This is a genomic window from Bacillus sp. DJP31 (assembly GCF_049310945.1).
Taxonomy (GTDB): domain Bacteria; phylum Bacillota; class Bacilli; order Bacillales; family SA4; genus Bacillus_BS.
On record NZ_JBMERO010000002.1, the window covers coordinates 214,259 to 229,927 of the forward strand.

Annotated in this window: 13 protein-coding genes and 1 other annotated feature; of the genes, 3 read left to right on the plus strand and 10 right to left on the minus strand. The window is 38.2% G+C overall.

The features are described 5' to 3' along the window. Positions 1-51: 51 nt before the first annotated feature. Together ACOI1C_RS03510 and ACOI1C_RS03515 are read right to left on the minus strand one after the other, a co-directional pair. Positions 52-1,368, minus strand: coding sequence for a bifunctional folylpolyglutamate synthase/dihydrofolate synthase (locus ACOI1C_RS03510; protein WP_422508036.1), 1,317 nt, complete (start codon positions 1,366-1,368; stop codon positions 52-54). Positions 1,369-1,448: 80 nt separating this feature from the next. Beyond that, positions 1,449-4,094, minus strand: coding sequence for a valine--tRNA ligase (locus tag ACOI1C_RS03515; RefSeq protein ID WP_422508038.1), 2,646 nt, complete (start codon positions 4,092-4,094; stop codon positions 1,449-1,451). A gap of 225 nt (positions 4,095-4,319) precedes the next feature. After that, positions 4,320-4,563, minus strand: a binding site (T-box leader). A 191-nt stretch (positions 4,564-4,754) separates the two neighbouring features. Between ACOI1C_RS03515 and ACOI1C_RS03520 the strand changes: the two genes are divergently transcribed. Then, positions 4,755-4,946 (plus strand): hypothetical protein, encoded by a 192-nt coding sequence (locus ACOI1C_RS03520; protein ID WP_422508040.1) that lies wholly within the window; start codon positions 4,755-4,757, stop codon positions 4,944-4,946. A gap of 35 nt (positions 4,947-4,981) precedes the next feature. Here the strand turns inward: ACOI1C_RS03520 and ysxE are convergent, their stop codons facing one another. The 8 genes from ysxE to hemA form a co-directional block, all read right to left on the minus strand. Next, complete coding sequence (gene ysxE / locus ACOI1C_RS03525; RefSeq protein WP_422508042.1) at positions 4,982-6,022, minus strand: spore coat protein YsxE; 1,041 nt, start codon at positions 6,020-6,022, stop codon at positions 4,982-4,984. A gap of 109 nt (positions 6,023-6,131) precedes the next feature. Next, positions 6,132-7,175: a stage VI sporulation protein D gene (gene spoVID, locus ACOI1C_RS03530; protein ID WP_422508044.1), complete on the minus strand. Its 1,044-nt coding sequence runs from the start codon at positions 7,173-7,175 to the stop codon at positions 6,132-6,134. A gap of 208 nt (positions 7,176-7,383) precedes the next feature. Further along, complete coding sequence (gene hemL, locus ACOI1C_RS03535) at positions 7,384-8,673, minus strand: glutamate-1-semialdehyde 2,1-aminomutase (protein WP_422508046.1); 1,290 nt, start codon at positions 8,671-8,673, stop codon at positions 7,384-7,386. A 17-nt stretch (positions 8,674-8,690) separates the two neighbouring features. Next, positions 8,691-9,668, minus strand: a complete 978-nt coding sequence (gene hemB, locus ACOI1C_RS03540; RefSeq protein ID WP_422508048.1) for a porphobilinogen synthase — start codon at positions 9,666-9,668, stop codon at positions 8,691-8,693. Next, positions 9,669-10,454, minus strand: coding sequence for a uroporphyrinogen-III synthase (locus ACOI1C_RS03545; protein ID WP_422508050.1), 786 nt, complete (start codon positions 10,452-10,454; stop codon positions 9,669-9,671). Beyond that, complete coding sequence (gene hemC, locus ACOI1C_RS03550; RefSeq protein WP_422508052.1) at positions 10,454-11,386, minus strand: hydroxymethylbilane synthase; 933 nt, start codon at positions 11,384-11,386, stop codon at positions 10,454-10,456. The genes ACOI1C_RS03545 and hemC overlap by 1 nt, the downstream gene beginning before the upstream one ends. 45 nt (positions 11,387-11,431) lie before the next feature. Beyond that, complete coding sequence (locus ACOI1C_RS03555) at positions 11,432-12,250, minus strand: cytochrome C assembly family protein (RefSeq protein WP_422508054.1); 819 nt, start codon at positions 12,248-12,250, stop codon at positions 11,432-11,434. A gap of 16 nt (positions 12,251-12,266) precedes the next feature. Continuing rightward, positions 12,267-13,628, minus strand: coding sequence for a glutamyl-tRNA reductase (hemA, locus tag ACOI1C_RS03560; RefSeq protein ID WP_422508056.1), 1,362 nt, complete (start codon positions 13,626-13,628; stop codon positions 12,267-12,269). Between the two features lie 281 nt (positions 13,629-13,909). Between hemA and ACOI1C_RS03565 the strand changes: the two genes are divergently transcribed. Both ACOI1C_RS03565 and ACOI1C_RS03570 read left to right on the plus strand, forming a co-directional pair. Next, entirely contained in the window at positions 13,910-14,404 is a 495-nt protein-coding gene (locus ACOI1C_RS03565) for a LiaI-LiaF-like domain-containing protein (RefSeq protein WP_422508175.1), read from the plus strand. Positions 14,405-15,314: 910 nt separating this feature from the next. Further along, positions 15,315-15,659, plus strand: coding sequence for an SRPBCC family protein (locus tag ACOI1C_RS03570; RefSeq protein WP_422508058.1), 345 nt, complete (start codon positions 15,315-15,317; stop codon positions 15,657-15,659). Positions 15,660-15,669 lie beyond the last annotated feature (10 nt).

Sequence of the window (15,669 nt, forward strand, 5' to 3'; positions counted from 1 at the left end):
TTTCTGATAGCTGTCACACTAAATTAGTATAATTTACCTCTATCTTTTGACCTAGTTGTTCAACTTGACTACTTTTTGTTTTAAATAGTGCCTAACCTCGGAAATAAAATAGAGGGAACCGGTAATAAGGAGCGCCTCTTTTTCACCTAATCGCGGAAGCTGTGCATCGATTGCTATTCTAAAATCCTCATATGCAGCCCCGTTTTCTCTTGGAAACATAGAGTATAATTTCTCGGCGGACATAGCCCTAGGGAAGTCAAATGAGGTAAAAATTACTCTGTCACTTATTTCAAACAAAGGAGCAACCATATCATCCAGTTTTTTATCCTCTAATGCACTGAATATGACGGTAATTGAATAGTCTTTTAGATGAGATCGGACAGTTTTAATTAGCTCATTGATCCCCTCAGGGTTATGGGCCCCATCAATAACGACAAGTGGCTGGTCGGAGATTTTTTCAAATCTTCCAATCCAATACATTTGCTCAAGTCCATTTCTTATATGTTTTTCCTCAATATGAACAGATAAATAGGTCCTCATATATTCTATTGCCTTCACTGCAAGAGAGGCATTTAAGACCTGATGGGAGCCTTTCATCGTGATGAATAGATTGATGAATGAGTTTCGGTCAGATTCATAGGAAAAGGTTTCGCCTTCTTTACTCGAAACAAGGGCTTCGTTCTTAAAATCTCTATTCAAAAGATAAACAGTTGATCTTTTTTGCTTGGCTTGCGTTTCAATGACTTTAATGGCTTCTTTTTGATGCACTCCTGTAATAACAGGTACACCCGACTTTATGATTCCCGCCTTTTCAAATGTGATTTTCTCAATTGTGTCACCTAAAATGGCAATATGATCGAGTCCAATTGTTGTAATGATTGAAAGTAGTGGATGGATGACGTTTGTCGAATCAAATCTCCCCCCTAGTCCTACTTCATATAGAACAAAATCGGTTCGATTGACTTTGCCAAAGTAGTATAAGGACATCGCAGTAATGACCTCAAATTCAGTTGGAGAGCCTAAATCAGTTTGTTCCAACTCATCGACCAATGGTTTTATAGTAGAAGCTAAGCTCATCATGTCTTCGTTTGAAATGGGCACACCATTTACACTAATTCTTTCATTAAATTGTTCTATGTAAGGTGAAGTAAAGGTACCCACCTCATATCCACCTTCTTGTAAAATGGATCGGATATAACTGACAGTTGAACCCTTCCCATTTGTACCTGCGACATGGATAGCTCGAATGAAACGTTCAGGATGACCCAAACGTTCCATCATCCATTCCATTCTTATTACTCCAGGTTTGATTCCATGTTTTAGTCGTGAATGAATCCAATTTAGTGCATCTTCATATAAAGTAAACATAAGGTTGCCTCCGGTTTTGTATCAGTTCAGTACATATTTTACATGAGAAAATGGAGACGGTTAACGTCTCCATTTCTTTTTTATAGTGCTCTTAAATCTTCAATTCGTTCGCGGACCGTATCGCGTTTTTCCTTGTAATCATTTTCCTTTTGACGCTCTTCTTCTATTACACTTTCAGGTGCTTTCTTTACGAAACCTTCATTGCCTAATTTCTTTTGAACACGTTCCACTTCTTTATCTAGCTTTCCAAGCTCTTTTTCAAGTCGTTTGATTTCCTCTTCAACATTGATTAAACCTTCAAGTGGTAAGGATAGCTCAGCACCTGAAATGATAGCTGTCATGGCTTTTTCAATTGATTCTAAGTTTGTTCCAAGAATTAATTCACTTGGATTACAGAACTTCTCAAGATAAGAACGATTTTTCTCAAGTTTATCAAGAACCTTTTCATCCTTTGCCTTAATTTGTAGTTTAATTTGCTTACTCATTGGTGTATTTACTTCTGCTCGAATGTTTCGTACAGCACGGATAATATCTACTAATAGCTTCATCTCACCTGCCGCCTGTTCATCTGATAGCTCAGGACGAACCACTGGCCACTCTGAAATGGTTATGGATTCACCAAAATGCGGTAAAGCCTGCCATATTTCTTCTGTAATGAAAGGCATGAATGGATGTAAGAGTTTCATCGTTTGATCTAAAACGTAAGCTAAAATGGAACGGGTCGTCAGTTTAGCTGCTTCGTTTTCACCATATAAGGGAAGTTTGGCCATCTCAATGTACCAGTCACAGAAATCATCCCAAATGAAGTTATAAAGAAGACGACCAACTTCACCAAACTCATATTTCTCAGCTAGTTTGGTAACTTCTTGAATCGTTTCATTTAAACGAGTGAGAATCCACTTATCGGCTACTGACTTTTCTCCTGTTAAATCTAATTGTTCATACGTTAAACCATCCATGTTCATAAGTGCAAAGCGAGAGGCATTCCAAATCTTATTTGCAAAGTTCCAAGTCGCTTCTACCTTTTCGGTACTATATCGTAAGTCTTGCCCTGGAGAACTACCAGTAGAAAGGAAATAGCGTAAGGAATCGGCTCCATACTGATCAATAACATCCATAGGATCGACACCATTCCCGAGGGACTTACTCATCTTTCGTCCGTCTTCAGCACGAACTAATCCATGAATCAATACATCGTCAAATGGTCGCTTACCTGTAAATTCTAAGGCTTGGAAGATCATACGGGATACCCAGAATAAAATAATATCATAGCCTGTCACTAATACATTAGTTGGGTAATAGCGTTTGAAATCAATGGATTCTAGATCTGGCCAGCCCATAGTTGAAAACGGCCATAGTGCGGAACTGAACCATGTATCAAATACATCTGAATCCTGCTCCCAATTCTCTGCGTCCTTTGGTGCCTCGTGTCCAACGAATACTTCACCTGTTTCTTTGTGATACCAAGCTGGAATACGATGTCCCCACCATAGTTGACGTGAAATACACCAATCACGAGTGTTTTCCATCCAGCGTAAATACGTATTCTCAAACCGGTCGGGGACAAAGTTCACCTTGTCATCTGTATTTTGTAAGTCAATAGCCATGTTTGCAAGTGGCTGCATCTTTACAAACCATTGAGTGGACAAATACGGCTCAACAACTGCATCACTTCGCTCACTATGTCCAACTGAATGCATATGCTCCTCGATTTTGAAAAGAATTCCTTCTTCTTGTAGGTCTTTTACAATTTGTTTACGACAATCAAAACGGTCTAGCCCTTGGTATTTAGCAGCATTTTGATTCATAGACCCGTCTTCGTTCATAACAAGAATTCGTTCTAAATTATGGCGGTTTCCAATCTCAAAGTCATTTGGATCATGCGCAGGAGTAATTTTAACAGCACCTGAACCGAAATCCATATCCACATAATCATCACCCACAATGGGGATTTCTCTGCCTATGATTGGTAGAATGATTGTTTTACCGATTAAGTGCTTGTAACGCTCATCTTCTGGGTGAACCGCTACAGCCGAATCACCTAGCATTGTTTCAGGACGAGTTGTTGCAACCTCAATATATCCTGATCCATCCGCTAATGGATATTTCATGTGATAAAAAGCACCTTGTACGTCTTTATGGATTACTTCAATATCTGAAATAGCTGTTTTTGTAGAAGGGTCCCAGTTAATGATGTATTCTCCACGATAGATTAATCCCTTTTCATACAGCTTAACAAAAACCTCACGCACAGCTTTTGATAGTCCTTCATCTAAAGTAAATCGTTCACGAGAATAATCTAGCCCAAGTCCTAGCTTCGACCATTGCTCACGAATGTGCCCGGCATATTCTTCTTTCCATTTCCATGATTCTTCTAGGAATTTTTCTCGTCCAAGATCGTATCGTGATTTTCCTTCTGCGCGTAGCTTTCCTTCTACTTTTGCCTGCGTCGCAATACCGGCATGATCCATTCCGGGAAGCCAAAGTACATCATATCCTTGCATCCGTTTCATACGAGTCATTATATCTTGAAGTGTCGTATCCCAAGCATGGCCCAAATGAAGACGTCCAGTAACATTGGGAGGTGGAATGACGATCGTGTATGGCTTCTTTCCTTCTTCAGGCTTTGCTTCAAAATACTTTCCATTTAGCCAATACGTATAACGACCAGCTTCAATTGCTTTCGGGTCATATTTTGTCGATAACAACTGCTCTTGTGTTTCCATTGTATTTCCTCCCTTTAATTCAATAAATCCCGAAAAGTTACTATCACTTGTCGACTAATTAATAATACTAGCCCTTACAGCCACTAGGAGCGAGTAGGTCGAGGCGCGAAGCCTTTTGAAAAACCGGAGTTAAGTTATTCCTAAATGAGGATTTTTCAAAAGGCGAGCAACGATGAGATACGAAGCTCATAATGGCTGTCAGAAAACAGAAAACTCCCTTCATCCGAAAAGGACGAAAGGAGTTAAATTTTTCGCGGTACCACCTTTTTTTGTAGAGAACCACAGAATTAAATTGCTCTACACACTCAGTCATGTAACGGCTGAACCCGGCTCTCTCTAGTAACCACTGTGTTCAAGAGGGCTGCTTAAGGGCGACATTCCAGTTTTACTTTTCCTAAGAAACCTTTCAGCCTTTGGGTTTCTCTCTCTTGAGGTGTAATTCTGTACTCTTCCCTGTCTTTGCATTTATCAAATCTTATTGGAAATATAAATTTAAATATATAACATACAGTTTACGAAATAGAAGTTGAATCGTCAATAAGTATTCCCACATTTTTTATATCATATTCTAGATATTGAAAAAGTTTCTATCATCTTCACTATACAAGCATACATATCATAGACTATTAGCAACTCGAGAAACAGTTAGGAGGGCTCAGCATGAAAAGACGGTACAGCCCCTATTCACTCCCGCCTTGGTTAAGGTATTGCCGCTCCGTTGTAGCACAATTTGTTTTTCCTATCATGGTTTTCCAAGTAATTCGTACCTTAATCTTTCCAACAGTTTTAGATGTATTATTGTTAGCCACTTTAATCTTTCTTGTATTTTGCTTTAAGTTAGAGTGGATTTAAGGGACTTAGATACTTTTAAAACAAAAAAGAATCCCTTAGGACTCCATCTGGGATTCTTGTTGTTTCTTCTTTTCTTCAAACATGACGATACTCGTTAAAAAGACTTCAATATTTTTCATTTGCCAGTAGGCTCTCTGTAGCAATTGGACATGTTTTATCTCACTTTTACTTTGTTTATTTCTTCGGTATCTGTCGACCACTTGAAACATGTTCTCTGGGTATGATAATTGTGCTGTAAATAAGGTGATTTCTTCATCATTAAGTGGACAATGCAACTGATAGGTTTGAAACCATTGAAACCTGTCATCTGTTTGAATGGGATATGTTTTGCATGATCGGTAGAAAAAATAGAGTAAATCATAAACCGGTGGAAAATGATTGCCTTGTTCGAAGTTTATAAACAATCCTTTTCCTGTGGTGTTATATAGGTAATGTGTAAAGGACGGTTTGCCATGAGTAAGAACTAATCGATACATATCTTTCTCAGACATTAGTTCCTGCCATTCGTCAAGCTTTCTCATTGCAAAATCACTGGCTCTCGTCATTTCTTGGTAATAGGTACAAAAGTACAACTCAAACGGAGACATATAAGTCTGCTCTTCACATTTCTCAACAAAAAGCTCTAGCTCTTCTTTCCGTTGCTTCCATTTTTCTTTTTCACTTTGTACGAGTCCATTAACCTCTTCACTAGTGATTTTTTCCTCAGTGATTGTTTTTGCATGTAATTCTCCTAGGGACTTAAATAATTGGAAAGCATGATCATTCCTATCAAGATCTTCATTTTCTTCTAACCAAGGCATTAAGTAATAAGCTGCTTGCTCATGATCAAATACGAATACTGAACCCGTTCTCGTCCGATAAATAGGCACACCAAATCCATAACTCTTATATTGTAGAAATCTTACTCTTTCTTCGAATTCCGCTAATTTTGTCTGTGGTAGCTTAGTTTTCTTCAACGCTAATGTACCTTGATTTGAATGAACCTTTTTAATCGTCCCATAATCCTCAATGTACTCTGCATCAATTCCATATTCCGTAAGAAGCGGTTGATACTTATACCGTAAGTCAGCTGTCATATTGACTGTGCACTTCCTTTACTTAATGTCAGGTAGAAAAGCACATGTATACGAAAAAAATTCTAAAGAAAGACGTGAGGAGCTTTCACTCTCTCACGTTTACTTTCCTTTATTTTCTGCTCCCAGTAAGAACAGGGATATATATGATTTGACCTTCAGCTAGATGCTCTCTATCAAGATGGTTTACTCTAATTAGGGCCTGAGATTGAACACCATATTTACTTGCAATCATTTCAATTGATTCATTCTTCTGGACGATACACATCTTTAACCTTGTTGTTTCGAATTCATCATCTTTTGCAAATATTTTTGTTAAAGACAATGTATTTTCGTCACGGTTTCCATACTTCTCTTCTTCGTGTACAGCCTTTTTATAGGTAGTTTGAGCATGATCAATTCGACTTTTAAGTTCGAATTGTGGAGCTTGGCGTGTAAACACATAAGGTTCTTCTTGCACAAGTTCTACTTCTTCGAATTCATCTGTCGTATGTCGCTTTGCTTCAACAACAAATGGTGTAAAAGGATCGTTTTCTTGCTCTGCTTCTGCCTCTTCAGTTTCCTCTTCGTAAAATGACCCTCTCATAAGAGGCTGAACAAGCTCTTCTTCAACTACTTCCTCTTGATTATAAGGTACTATCACTTCTTCAGTTTCAGGTTCTTCCTCTACGTATTCTTCATTCGTATTGTTAAGATCATTAGCTGCTGGACGTTCGTGCTCTTGATCTTCGTAGATACCTGAAATAGAAAGATCTGCTTCGAGCAAGAGGTTTCCTCGCTGTGGTAATTCGTAGTCAAACATTTCAATCGTAACGTACACATCATTTAAATTTTGGATTCTGTTTTTAGGGATTGTAATATCCACTGGAAACTTGTGCTTTAATACTGAAACTCCATCTTCCCTCGTGGTAACATCTTGAACTGTGCGAAACCCTGTCGGTAATGTGCTTAATCTTTCTTCGTCATCCATTCCCCCGGCATGATACTCACCTGTTAAAACTAATCCACCTCTAACAGATATATATTGATCATGTTCTTGAATGATAATCTCAGGATCTAATGACATTGATAGCAACTCAGATACTTCCTGTCCCTTTTGGAACCAAATGGACTCTTCTACAGAAAATCGTATGGACGATTGGTTTTCAACTGTCAAGTCCGCTCCTCCTTTCAAACCCTTAATAATAATTACGATGTCATTAAAGACATATGATAAAACACGCTTGTTTATGAGAAAAACTTTAAGAATACCTCGCAATTACTTAAAGAATTTCCGACAAACGGTTTTTACTTCCAACGTTTTGCTAAATCTTTGTCGACGAAAAAACCACCTAGCACTAAAAAGTGAAGGTGGTTTGACTCTGCTATTTTTTTAGTTTGGAAAAGGATTTCTCTACCGCTTGAATTGTTTTTTCAATGTCATCATTCGTGTGAGCAGTTGAAAGGAACATTCCTTCGAATTGTGACGGAGGTAGGAAGACTCCTTCTTGTAGCATGTTTTGATAGTAAGAGGCAAACATTTCTAAATCTGATTGCTTCGCCTCTTCATAATTGGTTACTTTTCCGTTTCTGAAAAAGAATCCTACCATTGATCCCGCTTTTGTTAGATGATGAGGAATCCCGTGCTTAACAGCAGCATCCGTGATTCCTTCTATTAATCGGTCTGCTTTTCGTTCAAACTCCTCGTAGCAATCTGGAGTCAGTTTTTGAAGTGTTTCAAATCCTGCTGTCATGGCAAGTGGATTTCCTGATAGAGTACCCGCTTGATATATAGGACCGCTTGGTGCAATTTGCTCCATAATTTCTCTGCGTCCACCATAAGCTCCAACCGGAAGTCCCCCACCAATAACCTTACCTAAACATGTTAGATCTGGTTTGATTCCGTATTTACCTTGTGCTGAATGATAGCCTACTCGAAAACCTGTCATAACCTCATCAAAGATTAACAATGCTCCGTACTGAGTCGTAATTGCTCTTAATTCTTCTAAGTAGCCAGGTAATGGTGGAACCACTCCCATATTTCCAGCAACTGGCTCAATAATTACACCAGCTATATCATCACCAAATTGTTCAAAGGCAAATCTAACACTTTCTAAATCATTATAAGGTACCGTGATGGTGTTTTGAGCAACTCCTGCTGGAACACCCGGGCTATCTGGCAATCCAAGAGTGGCCACTCCGGATCCAGCTTTGATCAATAAAGAGTCCCCGTGTCCGTGGTAACAGCCTTCAAACTTCATGATTTTATCACGACCTGTAAAGCCTCTAGCTAACCTAAGTGCGCTCATCGTTGCTTCTGTACCAGAGCTTACCATCCGAACCATTTCCATTGAAGGAACACGCTCAATTACCATCTTAGCAACTTTTGTTTCAAGCAAGGTCGGAGCACCAAAGCTCGTACCATTCTCTGTTGCCTTCTTGATCGCTTCTACAACCTGATCATCTGCATGACCATGAATCAATGGCCCCCATGAAAGAACATAGTCAATGTATTCGTTTCCATCGATATCATAGATTTTGGAGCCTTTCCCTCTCTCCATAAAAACAGGATCCATATTGACAGATTTGAAGGCACGAACGGGACTATTAACCCCTCCAGGTAAAACTTCTACAGCTTCCTTAAAAGCTTCAACTGACTTTGTAAATTGCTTCATAGGCACGAGCCCTCCTGTTATTCGTTCTCAGACAACCAAATGGCCGCATCTTTAGCAAAATAAGTAATAATTAAATCTACTCCAGCACGTTTCATACTCGTTAACATTTCAAGCACAATCTCACGCTCTGAGATCCATCCTTTTTGTGCGGCTGCTTTAATCATTGAATATTCACCACTTACATTGTAAGCAACAATAGGAACATTAAACGTATTCTTAACGTCTCTAATGATATCTAAGTAAGATAGGGCTGGTTTTACTATGAGGAAATCAGCACCTTCAGCCATATCTGATTCTGCTTCTCTTAAAGCTTCTAAACGGTTAGCTGGATCCATTTGATAAGTCTTTCGATCACCAAATTGAGGAGTACTATGAGCAGCGTCTCTAAAAGGGCCATAAAAAGCAGAAGCATATTTAACTGCATAAGACATGATCGGCACATCTTCAAAACCTGCTTCGTCCAACCCATGACGAATAGCTGCAACAAAGCCATCCATCATATTGGAAGGAGCAATAATATCAGCACCTGCTCTAGCCTGGCTTACTGCAGTTTTGGCCAATAGCTCTAAACTAGAGTCATTTTGTACATAGCCATCTTCTACCACTCCACAATGACCATGTGACGTATATTGACACAAGCATGTATCCGCAACAATAACTAATTCAGGATGGTGTTCCTTCACTAACTTAATAGCTCGTTGGACAATTCCCTGCTCTTCGTATGCACATGAACCTACTTCATCCTTCTCACCCGGAACACCAAATAAGATAATTGATTTTAAGCCAAGTAACACGACTTCATTTATTTCCTCTAGTAACAAATCCAATGATAAGTGATACACCCCTGGCATAGAGGGTATTTCTTCTTTGATATTTTCGTTTTCTACAACAAAAATCGGATAAATAAAATCTTCTTTATGTAAGTGTGTTTCTCTTACCATATCCCGGATAGTTGAAGTACGACGTAAACGGCGGTGTCGGTTAAAAGAATTCATTTATGTTCCTCCCCTTTTTTCAAAAAATGAAAGTAACTCCTGCAATAAATGATCCATCGTATATGTTTGTGGAACAATATTTGGAATGATGCCATGTGTTTGAGCTGCTTTTTCAGTTATGGGTCCGATACAACAAACAACTGTTCTTTGTATCCAAGATTTCCAGTCTGTGCCTTCTAATAGTTGAACGAAATGGTTGATGGTTGAAGGGCTTGTAAAGGTAATAGCATCGACATTTTGATTCAAGATTTCAAGCCATTCTAGTCGATGAGTGGGACATACAGTCGTATAAACGGTAAGCTTAGTCACTTTTGCACCTAATACACCTAGCTGTTTAGGTATAAGGTCTCTTGCTAGGTTCCCTCGAATATATAGAACCTTTTTTCCTTCTAGTTTTTCATTTTGTAAGTCTCGGATCAGTCCTTCAGCTACAAATTCAGTGGGAAGGAGAAAGGCCTCTAAACCTCTTTTTTTTAGAGCTAGCTTCGTTTTATCACCGACAACCGCAATCTTCGCTTGAAGTCCTCTAGTATCAATACTTAGTTGCTCAGACTGCTGAAAAAAATACTCCACTCCGTTGACACTCGTAAAAACGAGCCAATCGAATTCATTCAAACGATTGAGTTGTAACTTTTCCATAGGCGTAAGCACTGCAGGTAAAAAGGCTAGCAGAGGTAAGATCAGTGGTGTGCCACCTAAGTCCTTAATTTGACGAGCAAATTCCCTACTTTTCTCCTCAGCACGGGTAATTACAATCGTTTTATTTGCCAAAGGCTGAGTGTCCATTACAACTGAAGTCCCTCTTTGACCTTTTGAATGAGTTCAGATGCTCCTTGATTTCTTAACCTTGCAGCCACTTCTTTTCCAACCTGCTCGTAATTTGGTCCACTAACCGTCTCTTTTAATATGGTTTTGCCATCAGGTGAACCAACAAGACCAGTTAGTTCAATATATCCCTCTTCCGTTATTCTAGCTAATCCCGCAATTGGAACTTGGCAACCACCTTCTAGTTCATGAAGAAAAATTCTTTCAGCTCGAACTGTTTCTTCAGTCGTTGAATCATTAAATTTTGCAAGTAAATTACGTAATTCATGATCCTCTTCTCGACATTCGATAGAAAGTGCCCCTTGTCCTACAGCTGGTAAGCAAACGTCTGCTTCTAAAAACTCAGTCACAACCTCGTCCGTCCAACCCATACGCGATAGGCCAGCTGCTGCTAACATAATGGCATCGTATTCTTCATTTTTTAATTTTTCAAGTCTAGTATCAATATTTCCACGAATCCACTTTACCTGCAAGTCAGGACGTTTTGCTAACAATTGTGCACTTCTTCGTAAGCTACTTGTTCCAATAACCGCTCCAGGTTTAAGCTCCGATAGCGGTGTATGATCCTTTGAAATTAATACATCTCGGTAATCCACTCGTTTTGGCATGCAACCAATAATTAATCCCTCTGGAAGAATGGCTGGCATGTCTTTCATACTGTGAACCGCCATATCAATTTCCCGATCTAGCATAGCCTGTTCAATTTCTTTCACAAAAAGACCTTTACCGCCTACTTTAGAGAGAGTCACATCAAGAATAACATCACCCTTAGTAATAATCTCCTTCACCTCAAAATCAAAAGAGGCCCCTAAATCTTTTAATTGTTGTATGACCCAATTGGTTTGGGTAAGTGCTAGCTTACTTCTTCTTGATCCAACGATAATTTTCCTCATTCTCTTTCCTCCTTAAAACACATGTGTGTTTAAGTAAACAAAACATTACGTGTACCAAATATGGAACCGTGATAGGCTACCAAATAGAAAGAAATTGATTAGAAGAACTAAGAATGCCGCAACATTCCATGTAGCCATTGATTTACCTTCTAAACCTTTTCCTACGCGCAAATATAATAGATAGCTATACGTACTGAGTACAATAAAAGAGCCAATTACCTTTGCATCATACCAATGAAAGGGATCAAGCTTAATATATGCCCATAGGACACCTAATAGGAGTGATAACAATAGCATTGGAACACCGATCACGTTTAATACATTTGACATATAATCCAACTTTGAAAGATCATCTAATCGAATGAGGCGCTTCCCCCATTTTTTCTTCTTCAATAAATTATATTGTAGTAAATACAAAATGGAAAAAACGAAGGAAATTGAAAATGCTCCATAGGATAATATAGCCATTGAAATATGTATGAATAGTAGTTCAGAAACTAGTTTTTCTGCAAGCAGGGTTGACTCATGTTGCGCGGGAGCAAATGTATGAAGTGCCATAATAAAAAATCCAAGGACGTTCGTAAAAAACACAATAAAATCAACTCGAACGAATCGGTTAATCACAAGTGAAAGGGTAATCAATACCCATGCGTAAAAATACAGGCTTTCAGAGATTGTTAACAAGGGAATTGTGCCAGTATCGATCGTCCTAAGTACTAAAAAGATGGTTTGAAGCATCCAGACAATAGAAAGCAACCAGAAGGCAATTCTGTTTGCCTTCCGGTTGTTGTGAAGAAAATCAATAAAATATAATAAGACACTGAGTGCATACAATAAGATTGTTAGATCATAAACCCAACTCATTCTACAAAATCCTCACTTAAATTTTTGCTGAAACTTTTTGTGCGGATGCTGAAATATTCCATTGTGAATTTTTACTCTCAGTCTGAACCTCGCGCAACTTTTGTACTTCAACGGCTTCTTCTATATCAAATATTTTCATAAATAGCTTTAGAGATTCTTCAGCATCGGATTCCCCAGCCATTTCCTTAGCCTTTAATATGGGGTCACGTAGCAACTGATTAATAATACTCTTTGTGTGCTTATTTAATACCTTCAGATCACGATCAGACAAGTTCGGTAGCTTTCTCTCAATGCTTTGCATCGTCTCTTCTTGAACAGACAGTGCTTTTTGGCGAAGAGCTGAAATGACAGGAACAACACCTAGAGTTTGAAGCCATTGTTTAAATTCAACAATTCCTTCTTCAATCATAATCTCAATTTTCTCAGCCTCAGCTCTGCGCTCCTGCATATTGGCTTCAACAATTCCCTCTAAGTCATCAATATCATACAAAAATACACTATCTACATGAGAAAGACGTGGATCAAGGTCACGTGGAACGGCAATATCCACCATAAAAATCGGACGTCCTTTTCGTTTTTTCTCAACTTTAGACATCATTTGCTCAGTAATAACATAATCCTTAGAACCAGTAGAGCTAATTACGATATCTGCATCTGCTAATACAGCTTCTAAGTCTTCCATCGGCTTTGCCACACCCAGAAATCGTGAAGCGAGAGCCTCAGCCTTTTCCAACGTTCGGTTTAAAACCGTCACTCTCTGAACACCATTCCCATGAAGGTTTTGAACAGCAAGCTCACCCATTTTCCCAGCACCTAGGATCACCACATGCTTGTTTGATAGGTTGCCGAAAATCTTCTTTGCTAATTCAACTGCTGCATAGCTTACAGAAACGGCATTCGCCCCGATTTCTGTTTCAGAATGAGCGCGCTTTGCTAGAGTTATGGCCTGCTTAAACAATTGGTTAAAGACTGTTCCCACGGTTTGTTCCTCTTGAGCTTGTGCAAAGCTTGTACGAACCTGGCCTAATATTTGCGTTTCACCTACAACCATTGAGTTAAGCCCACAGGTGACTCGGTGCAAATGTTCAACGGCATTGTCACCTTCATATATATTTAAGAAAGGAGAAAACTCCTCTTTATTAAGCTGAAACCATTGTGATAGAAATGATTTTATATAATAACGTCCAGTGTGAAGCTGGTCTACAACTGCATATATCTCCGTACGATTACAAGTAGATACAATAATATTTTCAAGGATGCTTTTTTGCTCTTTTAGTTGTTTCATTGCTAAAGGTAGTTCTGTTGGATCGAACGTTAATCTCTCTCGAATCTCAACAGGGGCAGTTTTATAATTTAAGCTGACTACGATTATATGCATGTGTAAGATTCACCCCCCACCATAATGTAATTCTATTATACCATTCTTATATAAGGTCACATTTTAAAATTGTGAACAGAGTATGAATTCCTATGATAATATATTATATAGATGAGTAATCGTATCTGTTAGCCCATTTGTCATAGACTCTCTCATACAATAAGTATTCTACATGAGAAAAAATGACTCCAAAATGTACAATAACAAAAACTAACCTGTTAATCAAGCTATCTGTAAAAACAATACTTACTAAATATAAACATTCCCTATTACATCTAGAGGTGATTAAATTGAAAAAGCAAGGTGTTTTCCCAGGAATTATCTTAATTGGAATTGGTATCTATTTCTTATTGGATCAATTACATTTCCCTGCCTTAAGCATGTTTTACTCATGGCCGACTTTATTAATCATCATAGGAGTGGCTTTCTTATCTCAAGCCTATACATCCCGGGATTATCAAAACATTGTACCTGGATTTATTTTAGTAGGACTCGGTGTACACTTTCATTTACTTGAGCTAGTATCTTTTTGGCCTGATCATTGGGCAATGTTCACCTGTATCATAGGAATCGCCTTCTTGCTTCGTTATCAGCAAACAAAATCAGGGTTACTTCCAGGAATAGTACTCTTATTATTATCCATTCTTGCCTTATTTTATCACGAAGTCATTGGTTGGTTAGGTTGGGTTGGCACAATTGTTGAATTAGCTGAACATTATTGGCCAATTGGGCTGATTCTTGTAGGTGTTTATTTGTTATTTTTCAAAAAAAAATAAAGTAAGGTTACTATCAACAAACCATTTAGAGTGCGAGTTTTGCACTCTTTTTTATTTAAATTAAACTGATTATCCCACTAGCTCAGAATAAATAGTCGTAACCCTATTTGTTGGTGTTTCTTTAAATATGAGTTTTGTAAAATCTTACCTTTAATATAATTAGGTTGGTTGGAACGGAAGGTGCTAGGGCTCCTTTCTAAGAGCAGTGGGACAGGTGAGACTCACGCATGGCGTTCTCGCCGAGGAGGCTCACCGCCCACCCCGGGGAATGGTGCATCCTCTCGTTACAATCAACCCCTATTCTAAAAAGCAAAAAAGTTTCTGAATATAGCTTTTTTTAAAACAATTGATTTCGGAGTATGTCATTCTGAGTTAAAGGGATAATCAGTTAAGTTAATTAAGTTGGCACTTAATTAAGTGAATGCTAAATTATATGTATGATTGAAAAAATACTTCAGGTTGTGTTGTAAGTGGTAAATCAGGAGGCTTATTATGGCAAAACGGCTCGAGGTACTGGGCTGATCAAGGACAATTTCACACATATATATTAAATCATTATTACAATGGTTCAACTAAAGTCGGTGGTACTGGAAAGATTTACAAATACTTTTCATATTAATATTTCAATATATTTTGGTTTTTTTTGAATGATAAAAATAGAAAAAACGACTTTCTTACTAGGGTTTTAACAGGAAAATAAGTATCCACAACTTTAAGGAGATTCAAAATTAATATTCCACTTTCTCTAATTTTTATCACAGAGAAAGTGGAACTTTTTTTGATTACCCTAAATTCGCTACGAACATTAAACCTAAAGAATTTTTAATATGTAAGAAGGAGATTAGTTCTTAGAGTAAGAAAAATTGCATGCACATAGCAAATAATAGTCTTAGCGTACATTTTTGTTAAAATGTTGGCAGTACCCCTATTAGAACCCAAAATCGGTGGGACATATCGCATCGACATTAATGGTAGTGACATAGCCATGGGCGAATATCTAGAAATTGTTCCTTATGAAAGAATCATTATGTCTTGGGGATGGGACAATTCCACTATTATGCCTCCTGGAGCAAGTAAGGTAGAATTTCTTTTTACACCTCAGGAGGACGGGACATTACTTGTCTTGAATCATTACAATATACCAAGCGAAAAAGTGTCATCAAATAACAATGGATGGACACATTACTTGGACCGACTAAAATTGCTGACCGAAGGTGTCAATCCTGGAATTGACCCTTGGTCAAAACAAATATAAATATTTTAAG